Source organism: Hymenobacter piscis (assembly GCF_018760735.1).
GTDB classification, from domain to species: domain Bacteria; phylum Bacteroidota; class Bacteroidia; order Cytophagales; family Hymenobacteraceae; genus Hymenobacter; species Hymenobacter piscis.
The window spans coordinates 86,757-105,015 of record NZ_JAHHZN010000005.1; the positions used below are offsets into that span (position 1 = coordinate 86,757).

Here is an 18,259-nt window from a genome sequence, read left to right on the forward strand (position 1 = left end):
TGTGGAGGGCGGGCCGGGGCCTTTCAGCGGGAACGCTACTTGCTGACCCTGACCTGCACGACCACCGAGCGGATGCCGGTGCTGACGATGGTTTGCACCAGCAGCAAACCGTATTTTTCCTCGGGCGTCTGGAAGGCAATGACCTGACCCTCCTGTAACACCCCGGTGCTGGTAGGGCGGGTAAGGAAGGCGGACCCGTTGGTAAAGGCCGTCGTCAGGGCGGCCGGGGTGCTGGTGGCCGTGAAGTCGGCGGCGGTCAGGGTGGTGCTGCGGATAAGCGTACGGCGCGGATTAAGCCATGACAGGCCCAGCGCGTCGTCGGCGGGGGTGGCGAAGGTGGGTGCCGCAGTACCGGCCTGGGGCGCGTACACCAAATCAATCAGGGGCTGATTCTGGGGCAGGTCGATGACGGAGAAATCGGGCAGGACCAGGCCTTCGCGCAGGGCCAGAAAACGGCGGCGCTTGGGGCCGGGGGCCTGCACCGTCACGGTGTAGCTATGGTAGGCCGCGGCCGAATCGGCGCGGCCCAGGCGCAGGCGCAGGCTCCGGACGCCGGTGCGGCCTTCGGCATCGGTAAACGTGTAGTTCCAGACCTCCAGCCCGGCCGTGGTGCGGGTGGGCTGCACGCTCTGGAAGGCAAACTCCTCCCGGGCGGAGGCCGGCAAAGCTAAATCAAGGTAGGTGAACGTGCGGTTCGGCGGGTCCTGAAGCGGGTCGTAAATCACCGGCTCCGGCACGGGCTCGTAATCCACGGTAATGCGCAGGCGGGTCAGGGGGCTGCCGTCGGCCTTGGCGTACACGTTGTTGGCCACCGTGTCGCCGGGGGTAGTAAGGCGGCGGTTGGAGGTGTTATAGCGCGAGCTGCCCACGAATTCTACGCGGGGGCCGGGCTCGAGGGCCGGCTGGCAGGCGGTAAGCAGCAGGGAGGCCAGAGCCGGTAGCAGAAGCAGGATACGGGACATACGCCGGTAAAGATAGGAGGGAAGCACAGGAGTTGGGCGGCGGCCGGTGCAACCTTGCGCCGGGCATTTCCTACCTTAACGACGGATTCCCGCCGACATTTTATTTGTTTCCGCATGAAGTTACGTTCCCTGGGCCTGGCCCTTTTCCTGACCACCGCCAGCCCGGCCCTGCTGCCCGCCACCGCCCCCACGGCCCAGGCCCAGCAAAAGCAGAACATTACCCTCGAAGACATCTGGCAGAAGGGCACCTTCGCCGCCAAATCGGTGCCCGGGTTCAACTGGATGAAGGACGGCCGCTTCTACTCCTCCCTGAGCCAGGGCAGCCTGGTGCAGCACGACGTAACCACCGGCCAGCCCGTGCAGACGCTGGTCAGCGGCCAGGACCTGACCCTGCCCGGCCAGCCCCAACCCCTGCCCGTAGATGGCTACAGCTTCAACGCCGACGAAACCAACATCCTGTTCAGCACCGATACCGAGCCCATCTACCGGCGCAGCAGCAAGTCCTACTTCTACGTCTACGACCGCGCCAGCAAGCAGCTCACGCCCCTGAGCAAAACGGCCGGCAAACAGCTTTACGCCACCTTCTCGCCCGACGGCAAGCGCGTGGCCTTCGTGCGCGACAACAACCTGTTCGTGACCGACCTGGCTACCCGGCAGGAAACGGCCGTAACCACCGACGGGGCTCTGAACAAGATCATCAACGGGGGCACCGACTGGGTGTACGAGGAGGAGTTCTCCTTCGCCCAGGGCTTCCAATGGTCGCCCGATTCGCGCTACGTGGCCTACTACACCTTCGATGAGAGCCAGGTGCCCGAGTACAACATGCAGGAGTGGGGCCCGCTCTACCCCAACGACTACCGCTACAAGTACCCCAAGGCCGGCGAGAAGAACTCCATCGTCAGCATCTCCGCCTACGACGTAGCCGCCGGCAAATCGACCCGCATGGACGTGGGCCCGGAAACCGACCAGTACATCCCGCGCATCCTCTGGACCCAGACGCCCGAGCTGCTCAGCATCCAGCGTCTGAACCGCCTCCAGAACAAGCTCGAAATCCTGCACGCCAACGCCCGGACCGGCCAGAGCCGCGTGGTGCTCACCGACACCGACAAAGCCTACGTCGATATCACCGATGATGTACGCTACCTGAAGGGCGGCCGGGAGTTCCTGTTCACCAGCGAGCAGGATGGCTACCGCCACCTCTACCTCTACAACATGAACGGCAAGCTGGTACGCCAGCTCACGAAAGGCAGCTGGGAAATCACCGAAATCAACGGCTTCGACGAGCAGAACGGGCAGGTGTACTTCACCAGCACCGAGGCTTCGCCCCTGCAGCGCCACCTCTACCGCGTGGATCTGAAGGGCCGCCGGAAAGTCCGCCTCAGCGAGGCCGGTGCCGGCACCGATGTGGTGAACCTCAGCCCCGACACCCGCTACTTCCTCAACTACCACTCCGAGGCCGGGGTGCCGACGGTTGTAAGCCTGCGCAGCGGCCAGAACGGCAAGCTGGTGAAAGTGTTGGAAGACAACGCCCGCCTGCGCGAGAAGCTAAGCCAGTACAACCTGGCCACGCCCGAGTTCTTCACCTTCAAAACCAGCGAAGGCGTGGAGCTGAACGGCCAGATGCTCAGGCCCACCAATTTCGACGCTACCAAAAAATACCCCGTGCTCATGCACGTGTACGGCGGCCCCGGCTCCCAGACCAACGCCGACTCCTGGGGCGGCAGCAACTACCTCTGGCACCAGCTGCTCACGCAAAACGGCTACCTGGTGGTGATTGTGGACGGGCGCGGCACCGGGGCCCGCGGCTCCGACTTCAAGAAAAGCACCTACGCCAACCTGGGCAAGCTCGAAACCATCGACCAGGGCGAGGGCGCCCAATACCTGGCCACGCTGCCCTACGTGGATAAAAGCCGCATCGGCATCTGGGGCTGGAGCTTCGGCGGCTACATGACCACCCTGGCCCTCACCAAAAACGCCGACCTGTTCAAGATGGGCATTGCCGTGGCCCCCGTCACCAACTGGCGCTACTACGACACCGTGTACACCGAGCGGTTCCTGAAAACGCCCCAGCAAAACCCCCAGGGCTACGACGACAACTCCCCCGTGCAGTTCGCCGACCAGCTCAAGGGTAAGCTGCTGCTCGTCCACGGCACCGGCGACGACAACGTGCACTTCCAGAACTCCGTGGCCTTCGTGGATGCCATGGTGAAAGCCAACAAGGATTTCCAGACCCTGTACTACCCCAACCGCAACCACGGCATCTACGGCGGCAACACCCGCCTGCACCTCTACCGCCAGATGACCAACTTCGTGCTGCAAAACCTGTAAGAAGCACCCGGCATGCCGAGCATGGCGCGCAGGCGCACCAAGCCAGTGTCGACGCAATCCTTCCTTTGCGAAGCGTCAGGCCTTGAACCAGCAGCAAGCCCTCCGGCAACAGGCCCATAACCTGCCCCCGGAGGGCTTCTTTAATTCAACAGACCGGCACCCTACCCGGTGCCTGCCTCACTCGCTCGGCTACGCCCCGAATCCATCCGCACCCCGGATATAGCAAGCATCACCTGCACGCTGCCAGACAGCTCCTGCACGCTGCCAGATGTCATCTGCACACCGCCAGATAGCTCCTGCACATAGTCAGATAGCTCCTGCACGTTGCCAGATGTCTCCTGCACGTTGCCAGATGTCATCTGCACACCGCCAGATGTCTCCTGCACATAGTCAGATAGCTCCTGCACATGGCCAGATGTCTCCTGCACCTTGTCAGTTGTCTCCTGCACGTTGCCAGATAGCTCCTGCACATGACCAGATGGCTCCTGCACGTTGCCGGCACACGTATTTCGGAGGTAAACGGCTATACTTACGGAAGCAGAACGCGTAGCTTGCCGGAAACTCACCTATTTCGTACACGCACCCTGGCCTTTTGTACGTTGGTGCGTAGACTCTCCGTAATGCGAATTACCCGGTTTTCCCTTCTCCTGCTTAGCCTGACGGGCAGCCTGCTGCTGGCCTGTCAGCCGGAGCGCCCGGACCGGCCGGCAGCGCCTCCCGCCCCCGCCCTGGCCGACACCCTGAACTACGACGCGGCCGCTGACCCGCTGGCCAATGCCCCCGTGAAGCGCGACTGGCACCGGGTGGAGCAGCCCACCAGCCGCCACGCCCCGCTGGTGGTGTACCGGCGCAGCTCCCGCCCACCCGCCCTGGCCACCAGCACCCCGCCCGCCGAGGCCCGCCTCCAGGACCTGACCCTGCAACCCAGCGAGTACTTCGAAATTGACCCCACCAAGGCTGCCGAAGTGCGCGGACAGGAAGGAACCGTGGTGCGCATTCCGGCCAATACGCTCGTCAACAGCCGGCAGCAACCCGTGACGGGCGCCGTGTGGGTGGAGCTGAAAGAGTGCTATTCGGGCGCCTCCATGCTGCTTTCCAACCTGCTCACCGAAACCACGGCCGGTACCCCGCTGGAGCTGGGCGCCGCCGTGCTGGTGCGGGCCACGGCCGGCGGTCAGCAGCTGGCCCTGGCCAAGGGCCGCGACTTTCAGCTGGAGCTTCCCGGCCACGCCCCCCATACGCCCCTGTTCTACGGGCAGGCCGCCGCCGGCAGCGGGGCCGTCGTGCGCTGGCTGGAAGCGGAAACCAGGCCCGAAGCCGTGGCCACCGCGCCGGAGCAGGTGCTCACCACTGCCCAGCGCATGCCCCGCTACGGCCAGGGCCCTGCCGACCTCAACAAGCTGATCCGCTACCCCCGTCAGGCCCGGGAAAACCACACCGAAGGCCTCGTCTTCGCCTCTTTCGTGGTCGATGAGAACGGACGCGTAACCCAGCCCCGCATCACCCGCGGCCTGGGCGACGGCTGCGACGAGGAAGTGCTGCGCGTGCTTGCCCAGACCTCCGGCCACTGGACTCCCGGCCAGCAGGACGGGCGCCGGGTAAAGGTGCAGCTGGTGGTGCCCATCCGGTTCCGGTTGCAGCCCGGCGCCGCCACCACGGCGGAGGCCGCGCCCGCCCCGCCCGACGACCCGGAGCCGGCCCCGGCAGTACCTGAAGCCGCCCCATCCGACGACCTGGCCGCGGCGCCCGCAGCCCACCGGCCCACCCGGTTGGGCTGGCTGGCCGCCGGCCGTCCCTGGAAAGGCATCACCACCCCGCTGTTCGTACCCGCCTTCGTGGCCAACGACCAGACGGCCGTGCGCGTTATTGTGCCCGGCCGGGGCATTGTGCTGGCTGCTACGGCCCAAACGGGCGGCTACCAGTTTATGGCCCTGCCCCGGGGCGGTACGGTAGTGGGCATGCGCTACGAAAACGGCACCCCCTTCCTGGCCCGCCAGCCCCACGTGCCCGGCGCCGCCCCCGATACGCTGCGCTTCCGGGAAATCTCCCTGGCCGACCTGGAAACCACGCTGGCCCGCCTGCAATAGCGGCCTGGCCCGGGCCCGCAGCGGGGGGGCGCAGTCCGGGCAGAAGGCCGGCGCCGCCCAGCCGGAAGACCCGGCGCATACCCGCCCACCGCTGCCGGAAGGAACGCGGCGGCCCTGAGCCGGCAGCAATTGCCCGCTCAGAGCCGCCGCGTATCTTTGACCGTTTCTGTCGAACCCTGGTGTAACGGTCTGCGGGCCTCTATTCGTTTTATGACATTTTCTTTAGCAGCAGTCCGGGCCTGGAAACCTGCCCGGGGGCTGCAGGTAGGCCTGAATCTATTCCTGCAGGCCCTGGTGATAGGCAAGGCGTTCCGGCTGCTGCTGTTCGAGCCCGGCCGGCATCTGCTCAGCAACCTCTACGACGGCGCCAAGAACTACTTCACGTTTCAGGCCTACGTGCAGCAGCCCTGGGAGAATGGCCTGCGGTGGTTTGGGCTGATGAACTACCCCTACGGGGAGTATATTTTCTACACCGATAACACCCCGCTGCTGGCCGTAGCCGTCCGGCTTTGGTCGCACTACCTCTTCGATCTGCGCCCCTACGCCCTGGATGTGTACCATGGGCTGCTGCTAAGCGGCTTTCTGCTCAGCACGTTGCTGCTGACACTTATTTTGCGGCGCTTCGTGCGCCACTGGGGGCTGATTACCATCTTTTCCGTGGCCTTACCCTGGCTGAACCCGCAGGTGAGCCGGCTGCTGGTCGGGCACCTGAACCTGTCCTTCAGCTGGGTGCTGCTGCTGGCTATCTGGGGGCTGCTGAACGTGTACGAACGGGCGCGGGCGGGGCAGCCGGTCCGGCGCTGGGTAGCCGGGCTGGTCATTGGCTTCACGCTCACGGGCTTCCTGCACCTGTACTACCTGCCCCTGCTGGCGGTGCTGACCGGAGGCTTCTTTGCGTGGTGGCTGCTGCCCCGGCATCGGTGGTGGTCTGCGCCGTCGCTGACCGTGGCCGGCGGGGCGCTTACGCTCGGGCCCATGGCCTTATGCGTAGCCATTATCCGGCTCGTGGATGGCTACTATCCGCAGCGCGGCAAAGGCGCCGCCGGCTTCGACTATGAGCCCTGGAAGCTGCAGGTTTCCGCCCTGTTTCGCTCGCCGGAACACAACGTAATCAACTTCTGGCTGGAGCCCAATACGCAGCCCACCTACGAGTCGGTGGCGTATCTGGGCGCTTTTGCGCTTTTTGGCGCCACGCTGCTGCTGGCTTGGTGGCTAAGCCAACCCGCCGCGCGGAAGGCCGGCTGGTCTGTTTGGCAAACTGCCCCGGCCTGGCCGTTTCTGCGGCTGCTGCTCGGGGCCGCCCTGGTGAGCCTGCTGATAGCCGTGGGCACTACCTACACCCTGGACGAAGGCAAGTACACGCTTCACAACTACCTGAACCTGTTTTTCTACGGCAAGAAAATAACCGAGGCCGTTACGCAGTTCCGGGTACTGGCCCGGTTCAGCTGGGTCTTTTTCTGGGCAGTTAACCTCTTGTTCGTGGTCGGGCTCGATTTCTGGCTGAGCAAAAGCAAGTGGCCGGCCCGGTGGCTGCTGGCCGTTGGCCTGGTGGCGCTGGCGGTGGTAGATACCCGCGATGCCGTAAAGCACTATACCTACGTGGCGCCCAACGTGCTGACCAACCCCGAATTCACCCCCGAAGTCAACACCCTGCTCTACTCCCTCGAACCGGAAAACTACCAGGCCCTGCTGCCCATTCCCTACTTCCACGTCGGCAGCGAGGATATGGAAAGAACCCTCGACGATTACGACCAGGTGTCGCGTTACGCCTACCAGATCACGCTGCGCACCAACCTGCCCATGCTGGCCAGCAAGATGTCGCGGACGCCCCCGCAGCACCTGCTGGAGCTGCGGAGCCTGTTCCTGCCCGACGGCCCGACGCCGGCTTTGCGGGCCCGTCTGCAGCAGCCGGCAAAGCCCGTGCTCGTGCTCTATGATGCAAGCTTCTACGACGGCACCAACCCGGTTATAGCGCAGCAAACCAAGCCCCAGGTACGGGAAATTCTGGATGCGGGGGCTGATTTTCCGCAACGCCAGCACCTGACGCTCCTGGCCGAAGCCGGCAGTCTGCGCCTGTACCGGTGGGATTTGTAAGCGGGCCTAATCGTCGAGGCGCCGGCCCAGGATGCGCACGAAGTTGAGGCTTTCGGTGAGCAATATGCGGGGGTTGAGCCGCGAGAATACCACGTCCGGCTTCAGCTCCACGGGCAGCGGCACTACCCGCAGCTCCCCCCGCCGGGCCGCCAGAAAGAGCATTTCCAGGTCGAAGAGGTAGCGTTTGGTAGTGGTGCGCAGAAACAGGCGGCGCCCGGCGGCATTAAAGCCCTTGAGCCCGCACTGCGTATCATCGACGGGCAGGCGCAGCACGTGACGGGTGAGGCGGCGCAGCAGGCGCGAAACCCGGCGCCGGGCCGGCGGAATCTGGGCGTAGTAGGCATCGTCGCGCACGCCCACGGCCACGTCGGCCCCGGCGAGCAGCACCTGATACAAAGCGGCCACGCTGGTTTCCTGGTACGGAAAGTCGATATCCGTGAAAAGGCAGTACGGCTCCTCTACCTGGCTGATGCCGGTGCGCAGGGCGTGGCCCTTGCCCTGGTTGAGCGCATACGTCAGGTAAGTGAAACTGCCCGGCAGCTGTTGGGTCAGCAAGTCCAGGTCGGCCGGGCTTACCCCGCTGGCATCCCCGTCGTTTACCACGTACAGGTGCAGGGTGGTGTCGGCCGGCAGCAGGGCCCGCAACCTGGCAAGGCTGGTGAGGATATTCGTCGCCCAGTGCAGGGGCGGATGATAGCAGGGAAGCACCAGCGCGAGTTGGGCGGGAGGCTGTAGCGAGGTAGCAGGCATAGAAAACTAATTCCGGGTAAAGGTAAAACTATCCTACTGTCTGCCTACAGCGGGCCTCCGGAACCCGGCCTGCGTCAGCCCAGCTTCAGGCACACGTTCTGGGGCTCGGTGAAGAAGCGCAGGGCTTCCAGGCCTCCCTCGCGGCCCACGCCGGAGTTCTTCATGCCCCCGAAAGGCGTGCGCAGGTCGCGGTGCAGCCAGGTATTCACCCACACCACCCCGGCGTGCAGCTGGTGGGCCAGGCGGTGAGCCCGGTGCAGGTCGCGGGTCCAGAGGGTGGCCGAAAGGCCGTAGTCGGTGCCGTTGGCCCAGGCCAGCACCTCGGCTTCGGTGTCGAAGGGCGTAAGCGTAACCACCGGCCCGAAGATTTCCTCCTGATTCACCCGGCACTCGGGCGCCAGCCCCTCGAACACGGTGGGCTGCAGGAAATAGCCTCCGGCACAGCGGCCCGGCACGCGCACGCGCTGCCCGCCGGCCAGCAGCCGCCCGCCTTCGGCGTGGGCCAGCTCGATGTAGCCGAGTACCTTTTCCAGGTGAGCCTCGCTCACGAGCGCGCCCTGCTGCGTAGTTTCCTCGAGCGGGTCGCCCACGGTGAGAGTTGCCACCTGAGCCAGAAATTCGGCTTTGAACTCCTCATAGATGCTGCGCTCCACAAAAATGCGGGAGCCGCACAGGCAGATCTGGCCCTGGTTGGCGAAGCTGCTGCGCACGCTGGTACGCACGGCCTCGGCCAGGTCGCAGTCGGCGAAAACGAGGTTGGGGTTCTTGCCGCCCAGCTCCAGGGAGAGTTTCTTGAACTGCGGGGCCGCCGTGCGGGCAAGGTGCGCCCCGGTGGCCGTGCCGCCCGTGAAACTGATGGCCCGGATGCCCGGGTGCTCCACCAGGGCCTGCCCGGCGCGGGGGCCGGTGCCGTGCACCACGTTAAGCACACCCGCCGGCAAACCGGCCTGCCCGACCAGCTCGCTCAGCAGAAAGGCCGTGCAGGGCGTCAGCTCCGAGGGCTTGGCCACCACGCAGCAGCCCACGGCCAGGGCCGGCGCAATTTTCCAGGTGAACAGGTACAGCGGCAGGTTCCAGGGCGAGATGCAGGCCACCACGCCCAGCGGGTGGCGCACGGTGTAGTTCACGGCCACGCCATCCTGCACGTGGGCTTCGGTAGCGAAGTGCCCGGCCGCCGTCCCGAAAAAAGCGAAGTTGCTGGCGGCCCGCGGAATATCCAGGGTGCGGGCCAGGCTCAGCGGCTTGCCGTTGTCCTGGCTTTCGGCCCGGGCCAGGGCCTCCAGGTTTAACTCAATCAGCTCCGCCAGCCGGACCAGGCGGCGGCCCCGCTCTTCGGCCGGCAAGGCCCGCCAGGCCGGCAGGGCGGCTTCGGCGGCGCGTACAGCCGCGTCCACGTCGGCCGCATCGGAGTCGGGCACACGCCCGAATACCTGGCCGCTGGCTGGTTCCACCACCGGCAGATAGTGGCCGCCGACCGGCGGCACCAGCTGGCCGCCAATAAAGTTCTGGAGCTCAAGCATGGGGGGAGGAGGTGAGAAAGTGAGGAGGTGAGAAGATGAGGAAGGGAGAAAAGGTACGTCATCCTGAGCGGAGCGAAGGACCTTATCACGTTGAAACAGGTCGTTGTTACGGTCGTTCCTGCTTGATAAGATCCTTCGCTCCGCTCAGGATGACGTACCTTTTCTCACTTCTCACTTCTCACTTCTCACTTCTCACTTCTCGCTTCTCACCTCCTCACTTCTCCGGCGGGGCGATGTTGCTGTCGGAGACGATGTAGAGGGGGCGCTGGCGGACGTTGGCCGAGAGGCGGGCAATGTACTCGCCGATGATGCCCACGGCAATGAGCTGCACGCCACCCAGGAACAGAATGCTCACCATCAGGGAAGCCCAGCCGGGCTCGTAGTCGTGGGATACGAAGCGGGCGTACAGGGTGTAGAGCATCACCAGAAAGGCAATGCCCGACACCACGAACCCGCTGACGGTAGCTGCCTTGAGCGGCACGTCGGAGAAGGCCGTGATGCCGTCCAGGGCCAGCTTGATCATCTTGCGGTAGGTGTAGCCGGTTTCGCCCCCGGCCCGCTCGGCGCGGTCGTACTCCAGGTAAGTCTGGCGGTAGCCGATCCAGGAGATCTGGCCCCGGATAAACTTGTTCTGCTCCGGCATCTGGCGCAGGGCCTCCACCACCTTGCGCGAAATCACCCGGAAGTCGCCCGTATCCACCGGAATGGATATGTTGGTGATGCTGGCCAGGATGCGGTAAAAGAGTCTGGCCGTCAGTTTTTTGGCCGCGCTTTCCCCCTGGCGGCTGCGGCGCTTGGCGTACACCACCTCGTAGCCCTCACTCAGCTTCTGGTAGAGCAGCGGAATCAGCTCGGGCGGGTCCTGCAAATCGGCGTCGATGATGACCACGGCCTGGCCCCGGGCCCGGTCGAGGCCGGCCGTGACGGCAATCTGGTGGCCGAAGTTGCGGCTGAAGGTGATAAAACGCACCCGTTCGTCACGGGCGGCCAGGTTTTCAATCAAAGCCAGCGACTGGTCGCGGGAGCCATCGTTGACGAAGATGAACTCGTAGCCGCCGGGCAGGCGCATGGGGTCCAGCACACTGCCCAGCCGCTCGTAGAGGGCCGGAATGTTGGCTTCTTCGTTGTAAATGGGAATGATGACGGACAGATCCACAGGGGCGGGCAGTAGAAGGTAGCGCGGGAGCCGCGGCATCCCGAGTGATTAGAAAAAGCAAGCAAGAAAGCACGCACGCACGCACGCACGCAGGCCGGCAATTATCAGGGGCGGTCTGCGGTCAACGGGTAGCCGTTGAGCACCGGCGTCTTGTCCGCGGTCAGCCAGTACACATCCGTATCGGCCGGGCGAATCAGCAGATCGTCCGTGAGCAGGTCCCTGCTGTCGTAGAGCACTTCGAGGCGGGATACGCCGGGCTGGACCCGGATGGGCAGGGCCAGGCGCACCCACTCCCCGAGCACCTCCCGGGTCAGCCGCCCGTCGACTACCTGGTGGTCGACCATTGCCTCGCCCACGTATTGCTTCACCTGCATGTTGCCGATGCCGTAAGCCGTCTGAGCATTCACCCAGGTGCTGACTTCGTAGCGGCCCGTATCGGCGGGGGCGGGCAGGGGGCCGTCGTAGAGGATGCTGAACATGCTCTTGGGTTCGTGGAAAGCGCCCGCTCCGAGGCGGCCCCGGCGGTCGGGCTTATCGTTGAACGGCTGGTAGAGCACGCCCTTGGCCGTGGTGGCGCGCAGGCCATCCGGGCGGGCCGGCAAGGTGGGCCAGCGCCGATGGAACTGCTCCCGCTCGCGGGCAATGGTCGTGCGGGCCAGGCTGTCGAGAGTCAGCTCATAAAGCCGGCCCTCGGGAGCGTCAATCAGCAGGTGGGATAAGCTAACCAGCCGGGTTTCCTCGGGCGAAAGCCAGGGCGAGGTAACCAGCAGCAGCAGGGGCTTGCGCGAGGGAAACGAGTGGAGCAGGGGCTTGGGCACCAGCGTACTGCTGAGCAGCTGCACGTGGCGCAGCACCTGGGTCATGGAAGGCCGCGACACGTAGGTGGACAGTTCGGGCAGGCCCGTGGTAACGGCCAGGCGGTGGGCCTGGAACATGGACTCGCCGGAGCCGTCCAGGTCAATCCGGTCACTACCTTTGTTGAAGTAGGGCAGGGGTAGAATAGCCTGAAATTCCTCGGGCCGGCGGTTGGCCCAGCTCAAACGGGCCGTCAGGCCGTTCTGCTTATTGAAGAAGTCTTCGGCTCCGGCCCCCGCCAGCACCTGCCGGGCTTTCGTGTCGAGGTTGATCCAGGCCTCGCCGGCCCACACCAGCAGCAGGGCGGGCAGCCACAGGCGCAGCAGCCACGTTTGGCCCGCCTGCTGCTGGTACTGCCAGAGCCGCCACAGCAGCCAGGCCGTAAACACGGTAGCAACGTAGTAGAAGGGCCAGGCAAAGCGGCCCAGCGCCCGGAACTGCTTGAACGGCCCCAGGTAATCTACCAGCCACCCCAGGCCGGGAAACTTCATGGGCTGGCCAAAGGAAATCAGCAGCAGAATACCGCTGGCCACCAGGCCGAGGTAGAGCGCATCAGGAATACCGGCCGGCAGCAGGCGCGAGCCGAAAGTAGGGCGGATCAGGAACTTGCGAAAAGCCAGAAACCCCACTACCAGCAGCGTAAGCGTGGTGACCAGGCCCACGTAGGCCATGGCTTCGTAGGAGGCCGCCTCAGTCTGAAACAGCGTCTGCCACCAGCCCTGGCCGGGACCCACCGAGGGGCTGAACACGCCCGTGGGCGTGGCCACGTACTCCAGCAGGCCGTAGGGGTTGGGCGGCCGGTCGGTGACGGTATCAGTGAGCCAGAGCCAGCTGCGGGTGAGCCCCAGGGGCACCAGGGCGGCTACGCTCATGCGCCACACCAGGCCCCAGGGCCGGTGCTTGCGCAGTACCAGCAGGCCCGCGTGCAGCAGCAGCAACATGCAGCCACAGGCCAGAAAATAGAGCATAATCAGTCCCATCAGGATGGAGAGGACGCCAAACACCACGTACCATTTGGCGCGGTAGGGCTCGTCCTGCATCCGGATAATGCAATACCAGAGCGCCGGCACGAAACAGGTATAGCTCAGGGACATATGGTCGCCGAGACGCTGGACCTGGGGCGACAGAAAGCCGATGAGCAGCGCCATGATAACGGCGTACACCACCGGCAGCCGGAACCGCCGCAGCAGCAGGTACATCACCGGCGGCGTCAGAAGCAAAGAGCCCAGAGCCGCCGCGTTGGTGATGCCGATGGTGTGCCGGGCAGCGGGCAGCCCCAGCCGCTGGGCCGTGGCAATGCCCCAGGCAATGAGGGGCTGGAGGTTGGGGTAGTTGAAGTTTTCTCCCACCGGGTAGTTCATGCCCGAGAAGTGCTGCCCGCCATCGTAAAAGGCGTAGTAAGCCGTTGCGAAATAGCTCTGAATGCCGTCGCCGCCGGCCTGGAAGTAGTAGTGGCCCGGGTGCAGCAGGGCGGGCCCGAAGACGGCAAGCAGAATACCCAACGACAGCAACAGCACGGCAAGGCCGCCCCAGTTCTGACGCGTTAATTGGTAAGCAGGCATACAGGAATAAGGTAAAGGAAAAGCAGCGCCCCGGAACCGGAAGCTGCCCCGCCGGAAGCGTAGCTGGCGGGGGCGGACGGGTAAAAATAGCTATTGGTGGTTACAACGGGGGCGAAACCGCCGCTTGGCCGCTAAAAATCAGGGCCGGCCGCGGGGGCAGACTGCGCCTGCTGCTGGTTATCTTCGCCCCGCGTTTTGCTCTCACTTTATTTATTCGGCCCCGTTTATGCGTCTGCTGCCTTTCCGCTCCCTTTTATCCGCCGTCTGCTGCGCTGGTCTGGTCAGCTGCTCCGATTCCAAGCCCGAGGACCTGCCCGAAAACGTAATTACCCACAACGATTTCGAATCGATGGTGGGCTGGGCCCCGGCCAACCCGTCGCTGACCACCGTGAAGGCGCACTCAGGGCGTTACTCGCTCAAGGTTGACAACGGCGTGGAGTACGGGTTGGGCTACGCGGTACCACTGGTGCAGGCCAGCCCGACCCGCCTGCAAAAAATGACGGTTAGCGCCTGGGTGCTGCTGGTCGCCAAGGATGCCAAAGCCAACCTGGTAGTTGAAATCAAGAACCCCGCCGACGACTCGCAGAAAATATTCTGGGAAGCCCTTGAGCTGGGCCAGGAAGTGAAGCAGATCAACGAGTGGAAAAAGGTAGAAAAGACGTTCACGCTGCCCACGACCATTGAGCCTACTTACGAACTGCGCGTGTATTTATGGCGGGGCGAGGCCTCGGAGCCGGTTTTTCTCGACGACATGGTGATTTCGCGGGCCCAGTAGTCGGCGGCCGGCCTGCTTACCGCACCGGCATTACCAGGCCCCCGGGCCGCTCCGGCCCGGCCGGAGCGGCCCGGCTCTTTTTACAGGCTGCCCGTCCGCCCCCCGTCCACGGGCACGTTGATGCCCGTGATGTAGGCCGCCGCGTCGGAGGCCAGGAAGGCCACGGCGGCGGCCACCTCCCGGGCCTGCCCGAAGCGCGCGGCCGGAATGCGGGCCAGCAGCTCGGCTTCCACCTGCTCGGTGGTCTGGCCGGTGGCGGCTACCTTCTTCCCGATCAGGTCGGTGTGGCGCTGCGTGACGGTGGCCCCGGGCAGCACGTTGTTGACCGTTATGCCGGCCGCGGCCAGCTCGGTGGCCAGGGTTTTGGCCCAGTTGCCCACCGCCGCCCGGATGGTGTTGCTCACGCCCAGGCCCGGCAGCGGCTGCTTCACCGAGGTGCTGATGATGTTGATGATGCGCCCCCGGCCCCGCGCGCGCATGGCCGGCACCACGGCCTGGGCCAGCAGGTGGTTGCACACCAGGTGCTGCTCAAACGCCGCCCGGAAGGCCTCCACCGGCGCGTCCAGCAGCGGTCCGCCGGCCGGTCCGCCGGTGTTGTTGACCAGCACATCGAAGCCGGCGGGGTGAGCCCTGAGGTAGGCCTGCACTCCGTCGCGAACCTGATCGGGGTAACTGAAATCGGCCACGATGAAGTCGTGCTTTTGCTGGGCGGGCGTGGGCAGGGCGGCGGCGGCTTCGCGCAGGGCGGCTTCGTTGCGGGCCAGCAGCGTAACGGTGGCGCCGCGCCGGGCCAGCTCCTCGGCCACGGCCCGCCCGATGCCCTGGGTGCTGCCGCCCACCAGGGCGCGTTGGGAAAGAAAATCCATGAGAGGTGAGGTGGTGAGGTGGTGAAATGGTGAGTTGATGTTCAAAGGTGGGCAAAAGCATGATTCCCTGACCGGGCCGCCGAAATTTCGTTATTTGCCTACGGTGCTCTGCGCGTATCCGAACGAAAACTCACCACCTCACCATTTCACCACCTCACCGTTATGCCCGTCGCCCGTCCGTTCAACTTTCAGCAGTGGATTGATGACCACCGCCACCTGCTCAAGCCGCCCGTGGGCAATCAGCAGGTGTTCAAAGACAACCAGGACTTCATCGTGATGGTGGTGGGCGGCCCCAACGCCCGCAAAGACTACCACGTGGACGAAGGCGAGGAGCTGTTCCTGCAACTCGAAGGCGACATGGTGGTCAAGATTATCGAGGACGGGAAGCCCGTCGACATCGAAATCAAGGCCGGCAGTATGTTCCTGCTGCCCGGCGGCGTGCCCCACTCCCCACGTCGGCCGGCCGGCTCGGTGGGCCTGGTGCTGGAGCGCTACCGTACGCCCGGCGAGCTGGACGGCTTCCAGTGGTACTGCGAAAACTGCGGCCACAAGCTCCACGAGGAATTCGCCGAAATCACCGACATCGTGGCCCAGCTCCCGCCCATCATGAACAAATTCTGGGCTTCCGATGACCTGCGCACCTGCTCCGTGTGCGGCACCCACATGGAAGCCCCGGCTGCGGTGAATGAGTGAAGTGGTGAATGAGTGAAGTAGTGAATGAGTGAACGGACAAGCAGGAACATTTTCTTGCCCACATTCACCACTTCACTCATTCACCACTTCACTCATTCACCACTTCACTCATTCACTACTTCACTACTTCACTCATTCACCACTTCACTCATTCACCACTTCACTCATTCACTACTTCACTCATTCACTACTTCACTCATTCACCACTTCACTCATTCACCGCTTCCCCGCCCGTGCTCACCATTGATATCCATACCCACATCCTGCCCGAGCGGTGGCCCGATTTGCGGGAGCGGTACGGCTACGGCGGCTTCATCCGGCTCGACCACCACCGGCCCTGTTGCGCCCGGATGATGCAGGACGACAAGTTCTTCCGCGAAATTCAGGACAACTGCTGGGACCCCGCCGTGCGCCTGCGCGAGTACGACGCCCTGGGCGCCCAGGTGCAGGTATTGAGTACGGTGCCCGTCATGTTCAGCTACTGGGCCAAGCCCCTGGACGTGCTCGACCTGAGCCAGCTGCTCAACGACCACCTGGCGGGCGTGGTGCAGCGCTACCCCGGCCGGTTCGTGGGCCTGGGCACCCTGCCCCTGCAGGCCCCCGACCTGGCCGTGCGGGAGCTGGAGCGGTGCATGAACATCGGGCTGGCGGGCGTGCAGATTGGCTCCCACGTGAACGACTGGAACCTGGATGCCCCGGAGCTGTTCCCGGTGTTTCAGGCCGCCGAGGAGCTGGGGGCCTGCGTGTTCGTGCATCCCTGGGACATGATGGGCCAGAGTCAGATGCCCAAGTACTGGCTGCCCTGGCTGGTGGGCATGCCCGCCGAAAGCAGCCGGGCGCTGTGCTCGCTCATCTTCGGGGGCGTGCTGGAGCGCCTGCCCAGGCTGCGGGTGGCGGTGGCCCACGGGGGCGGCTCGTTTGCCAGCACCATCGGCCGCATCGAGCACGGCTGGCAGGTGCGCCCCGACCTCTGCGCCGTGGACAACGCCCGCAACCCCCGCGACTACCTGGGCCGCTTCTGGGTCGATTCATTGGTGCACGACCCGCAGCTGCTCGACTTTCTGGTCCGCACCCTGGGGGCCGACAAAGTGGCCCTCGGCACCGATTACCCGTTTCCGCTGGGCGAGGCCGTACCGGGTGAGTTGATTCGCTCGATGAATTACCCCGAGGAGGTGCAGGCCCGTCTGCTCAGCGGCAACGCCCTCGACTGGCTGGGCCTGCCCCCGGCGCAGGTGGCCAAAATCATGGCGGCGGCCGGCTAGGTGCCCGGCTTGGGGTGTGGTATCTTTGCTGGTAATGACTTTCGAACCCACCCTCGACTTTGCCCGCCAGCTGGATGCGCAGGACCCGTTGCGCGAATTCCGTCAGCACTTCCTGATTCCGCCCGGCCCCGACGGCCAGGACTGCCTCTACTTCTGCGGCAACTCCCTGGGCCTGCAGCCCCGCACCGCCCGCGCCGCCGTGGAGCGGCAGTTTGAGAACTGGCAGAACCTGGCCGTGGAAGGCCATTTCAAGGGCGAAACTCCCTGGATGCAGTTCCACGAGCGGCTCCAGGGCGCCTCGGCCCGCATCGTGGGCGCTAAGCCCGTGGAAGTGGTGGTCATGAACAACCTCACCACCAACCTGCACCTGCTGCTCATCACCTTCTACCAGCCCACGGCCACGCGCTACAAGGTGCTCATGGAAGGCGGCGCCTTCCCCTCCGACCAGTACGCCCTCGAAACCCAGGTGCGCCAGCGCGGCTACGAGCCCGACGACGCCATTGTGGAGCTGGTGCCCCGTCCCGGCGAGCATACCCTGCGCACCGCAGACATTGAGGCCAAAATTGCGGAACTGGGCGACTCGCTCTGCACCGTCATCATGGGTGGCCTCAACTACTACACCGGCCAGGTCTACGACATGGCCGCCATTACCCGGGCCGGCCACGCCGTGGGCGCCCGCGTCGGCTTCGATCTGGCCCACGCGGCCGGCAACGTGGAGCTGCACCTGCATGACTGGGACGTGGACTTTGCCTGCTGGTGCTCTTATAAGTACCTCAACTCCAGCCCCGGCGGAGTGTCGGGGGTGTTCATTCACGAGCGGTTTGCCGACCAGCCCGAGCTGCTGCGCCTGGCCGGCTGGTGGGGCTACGAGGAGAAGGAGCGCTTTCAGATGAAGAAGGGCTTCAAGCCCATGCGGGGGGCGGCCGGCTGGCAGCTCTCCAACGGGGCCGTGCTCACGATGGCCGTGCACGAAGCGGCCCTGCAGGTGCACGAGGCCGCCGGCGGCATGCCCGCCCTGCGCCGCAAAAGCGAGCTGCTCACGGGCTACCTGGAGTTTCTTATCACGCGCCTGGGGCTGAGCGCGGAACAACTGGAAATCATCACCCCCGCCGACCCCGCCCAGCGCGGCTGCCAGCTCTCGTTGCTGGTGCACCGCAACGGCCGCGACCTGTTCGAGCACCTGATGGCCGTGGGCGTTATCGGCGACTGGCGCGAGCCCAACGTTATCCGTCTGGCTCCGGTGCCCCTCTACAATACGTTTGAAGACGTATACCGCGTAGGCGAGGTGCTGGCCGCGTGGGCCGGGCGTCAGTAAATCAGTGGGTTTTGGTTATTGGTTTTTGGTTGTT

14 protein-coding genes are annotated in these 18,259 nt (G+C 64.8%); 7 read left to right on the top strand and 7 right to left on the bottom strand.

All coding sequences use genetic code 11. From position 1 onward, the window contains the following. Positions 1–35: 35 nt before the first annotated feature. On the bottom strand, positions 36–962 hold the full coding sequence (locus KLP40_RS07425) for a hypothetical protein (protein WP_215593139.1): 927 nt from the start codon (positions 960–962) through the stop codon (positions 36–38). Between the two features lie 114 nt (positions 963–1,076). Here KLP40_RS07425 and KLP40_RS07430 point away from each other — a divergent pair, with 114 nt between their 5' ends. Then, positions 1,077–3,290, top strand: coding sequence for a S9 family peptidase (locus KLP40_RS07430; RefSeq protein ID WP_215593140.1), 2,214 nt, complete (start codon positions 1,077–1,079; stop codon positions 3,288–3,290). Positions 3,291–3,451: 161 nt separating this feature from the next. Here KLP40_RS07430 and KLP40_RS07435 read toward each other — a convergent pair whose 3' ends face one another. Next, entirely contained in the window at positions 3,452–3,760 is a 309-nt protein-coding gene (locus tag KLP40_RS07435; protein ID WP_215593141.1) for a hypothetical protein, read from the bottom strand. Positions 3,761–3,910: 150 nt separating this feature from the next. On the opposite strand from KLP40_RS07435, the gene KLP40_RS07440 reads away from it, so the two are divergent. Together KLP40_RS07440 and KLP40_RS07445 are read left to right on the top strand one after the other, a co-directional pair. After that, a complete protein-coding gene (locus tag KLP40_RS07440) occupies positions 3,911–5,377 on the top strand; it encodes an energy transducer TonB (RefSeq protein WP_215593142.1) in 1,467 nt (488 codons plus the stop codon). Between the two features lie 210 nt (positions 5,378–5,587). Further along, complete coding sequence (locus tag KLP40_RS07445) at positions 5,588–7,471, top strand: hypothetical protein (RefSeq protein WP_215593143.1); 1,884 nt, start codon at positions 5,588–5,590, stop codon at positions 7,469–7,471. A gap of 6 nt (positions 7,472–7,477) precedes the next feature. Here the strand turns inward: KLP40_RS07445 and KLP40_RS07450 are convergent, their stop codons facing one another. From KLP40_RS07450 to KLP40_RS07465, 4 genes are all read right to left on the bottom strand, one after another. Then, positions 7,478–8,221: a glycosyltransferase gene (locus KLP40_RS07450; RefSeq protein WP_215593144.1), complete on the bottom strand. Its 744-nt coding sequence runs from the start codon at positions 8,219–8,221 to the stop codon at positions 7,478–7,480. Between the two features lie 74 nt (positions 8,222–8,295). Further along, positions 8,296–9,741: an aldehyde dehydrogenase gene (locus KLP40_RS07455; RefSeq protein WP_215593145.1), complete on the bottom strand. Its 1,446-nt coding sequence runs from the start codon at positions 9,739–9,741 to the stop codon at positions 8,296–8,298. Between the two features lie 214 nt (positions 9,742–9,955). Then, positions 9,956–10,897 carry a glycosyltransferase family 2 protein gene (locus tag KLP40_RS07460; RefSeq protein ID WP_215593146.1) on the bottom strand — a complete coding sequence of 314 codons (942 nt, stop codon included), beginning with the start codon at positions 10,895–10,897 and terminating at the stop codon, positions 9,956–9,958. Positions 10,898–11,001: 104 nt separating this feature from the next. After that, a complete protein-coding gene (locus KLP40_RS07465) occupies positions 11,002–13,314 on the bottom strand; it encodes a hypothetical protein (protein WP_215593147.1) in 2,313 nt (770 codons plus the stop codon). A 226-nt stretch (positions 13,315–13,540) separates the two neighbouring features. Here KLP40_RS07465 and KLP40_RS07470 point away from each other — a divergent pair, with 226 nt between their 5' ends. After that, a complete protein-coding gene (locus KLP40_RS07470; protein ID WP_215593148.1) occupies positions 13,541–14,089 on the top strand; it encodes a carbohydrate binding domain-containing protein in 549 nt (182 codons plus the stop codon). An 80-nt stretch (positions 14,090–14,169) separates the two neighbouring features. Here KLP40_RS07470 and KLP40_RS07475 read toward each other — a convergent pair whose 3' ends face one another. Then, on the bottom strand, positions 14,170–14,955 hold the full coding sequence (locus KLP40_RS07475; protein ID WP_215593149.1) for an SDR family oxidoreductase: 786 nt from the start codon (positions 14,953–14,955) through the stop codon (positions 14,170–14,172). A gap of 162 nt (positions 14,956–15,117) precedes the next feature. On the opposite strand from KLP40_RS07475, the gene KLP40_RS07480 reads away from it, so the two are divergent. The 3 genes from KLP40_RS07480 (at position 15,118) to kynU (ending at position 18,225) form a co-directional block, all read left to right on the top strand. After that, positions 15,118–15,648, top strand: coding sequence for a 3-hydroxyanthranilate 3,4-dioxygenase (locus tag KLP40_RS07480; RefSeq protein WP_215593150.1), 531 nt, complete (start codon positions 15,118–15,120; stop codon positions 15,646–15,648). 233 nt (positions 15,649–15,881) lie between these two features. After that, positions 15,882–16,910 (top strand): amidohydrolase family protein, encoded by a 1,029-nt coding sequence (locus KLP40_RS07485; RefSeq protein ID WP_215593151.1) that lies wholly within the window; start codon positions 15,882–15,884, stop codon positions 16,908–16,910. Between the two features lie 34 nt (positions 16,911–16,944). Then, the gene (kynU, locus tag KLP40_RS07490; protein WP_215593152.1) at positions 16,945–18,225 is read left to right on the top strand and encodes a kynureninase; all 1,281 of its coding nucleotides are present in this window, start codon (positions 16,945–16,947) and stop codon (positions 18,223–18,225) included. Positions 18,226–18,259 lie beyond the last annotated feature (34 nt).

What these genes read in the sequence shown, in the direction of transcription:
- KLP40_RS07425 (WP_215593139.1), bottom strand. Translation starts at nt 962, where the DNA reads ATGTCCCGTATCCTGCTTCTGCTACCGGCTCTGGCCTCCCTGCTGCTT.
- KLP40_RS07430 (WP_215593140.1), top strand. Translation starts at nt 1,077, where the DNA reads ATGAAGTTACGTTCCCTGGGCCTGGCCCTTTTCCTGACCACCGCCAGC.
- KLP40_RS07440 (WP_215593142.1), top strand. Translation starts at nt 3,911, where the DNA reads ATGCGAATTACCCGGTTTTCCCTTCTCCTGCTTAGCCTGACGGGCAGC.
- KLP40_RS07445 (WP_215593143.1), top strand. Translation starts at nt 5,588, where the DNA reads ATGACATTTTCTTTAGCAGCAGTCCGGGCCTGGAAACCTGCCCGGGGG.
- KLP40_RS07450 (WP_215593144.1), bottom strand. Translation starts at nt 8,221, where the DNA reads ATGCCTGCTACCTCGCTACAGCCTCCCGCCCAACTCGCGCTGGTGCTT.
- KLP40_RS07455 (WP_215593145.1), bottom strand. Translation starts at nt 9,741, where the DNA reads ATGCTTGAGCTCCAGAACTTTATTGGCGGCCAGCTGGTGCCGCCGGTC.
- KLP40_RS07465 (WP_215593147.1), bottom strand. Translation starts at nt 13,314, where the DNA reads ATGCCTGCTTACCAATTAACGCGTCAGAACTGGGGCGGCCTTGCCGTG.
- KLP40_RS07470 (WP_215593148.1), top strand. Translation starts at nt 13,541, where the DNA reads ATGCGTCTGCTGCCTTTCCGCTCCCTTTTATCCGCCGTCTGCTGCGCT.
- KLP40_RS07475 (WP_215593149.1), bottom strand. Translation starts at nt 14,955, where the DNA reads ATGGATTTTCTTTCCCAACGCGCCCTGGTGGGCGGCAGCACCCAGGGC.
- KLP40_RS07480 (WP_215593150.1), top strand. Translation starts at nt 15,118, where the DNA reads ATGCCCGTCGCCCGTCCGTTCAACTTTCAGCAGTGGATTGATGACCAC.
- kynU (WP_215593152.1), top strand. Translation starts at nt 16,945, where the DNA reads ATGACTTTCGAACCCACCCTCGACTTTGCCCGCCAGCTGGATGCGCAG.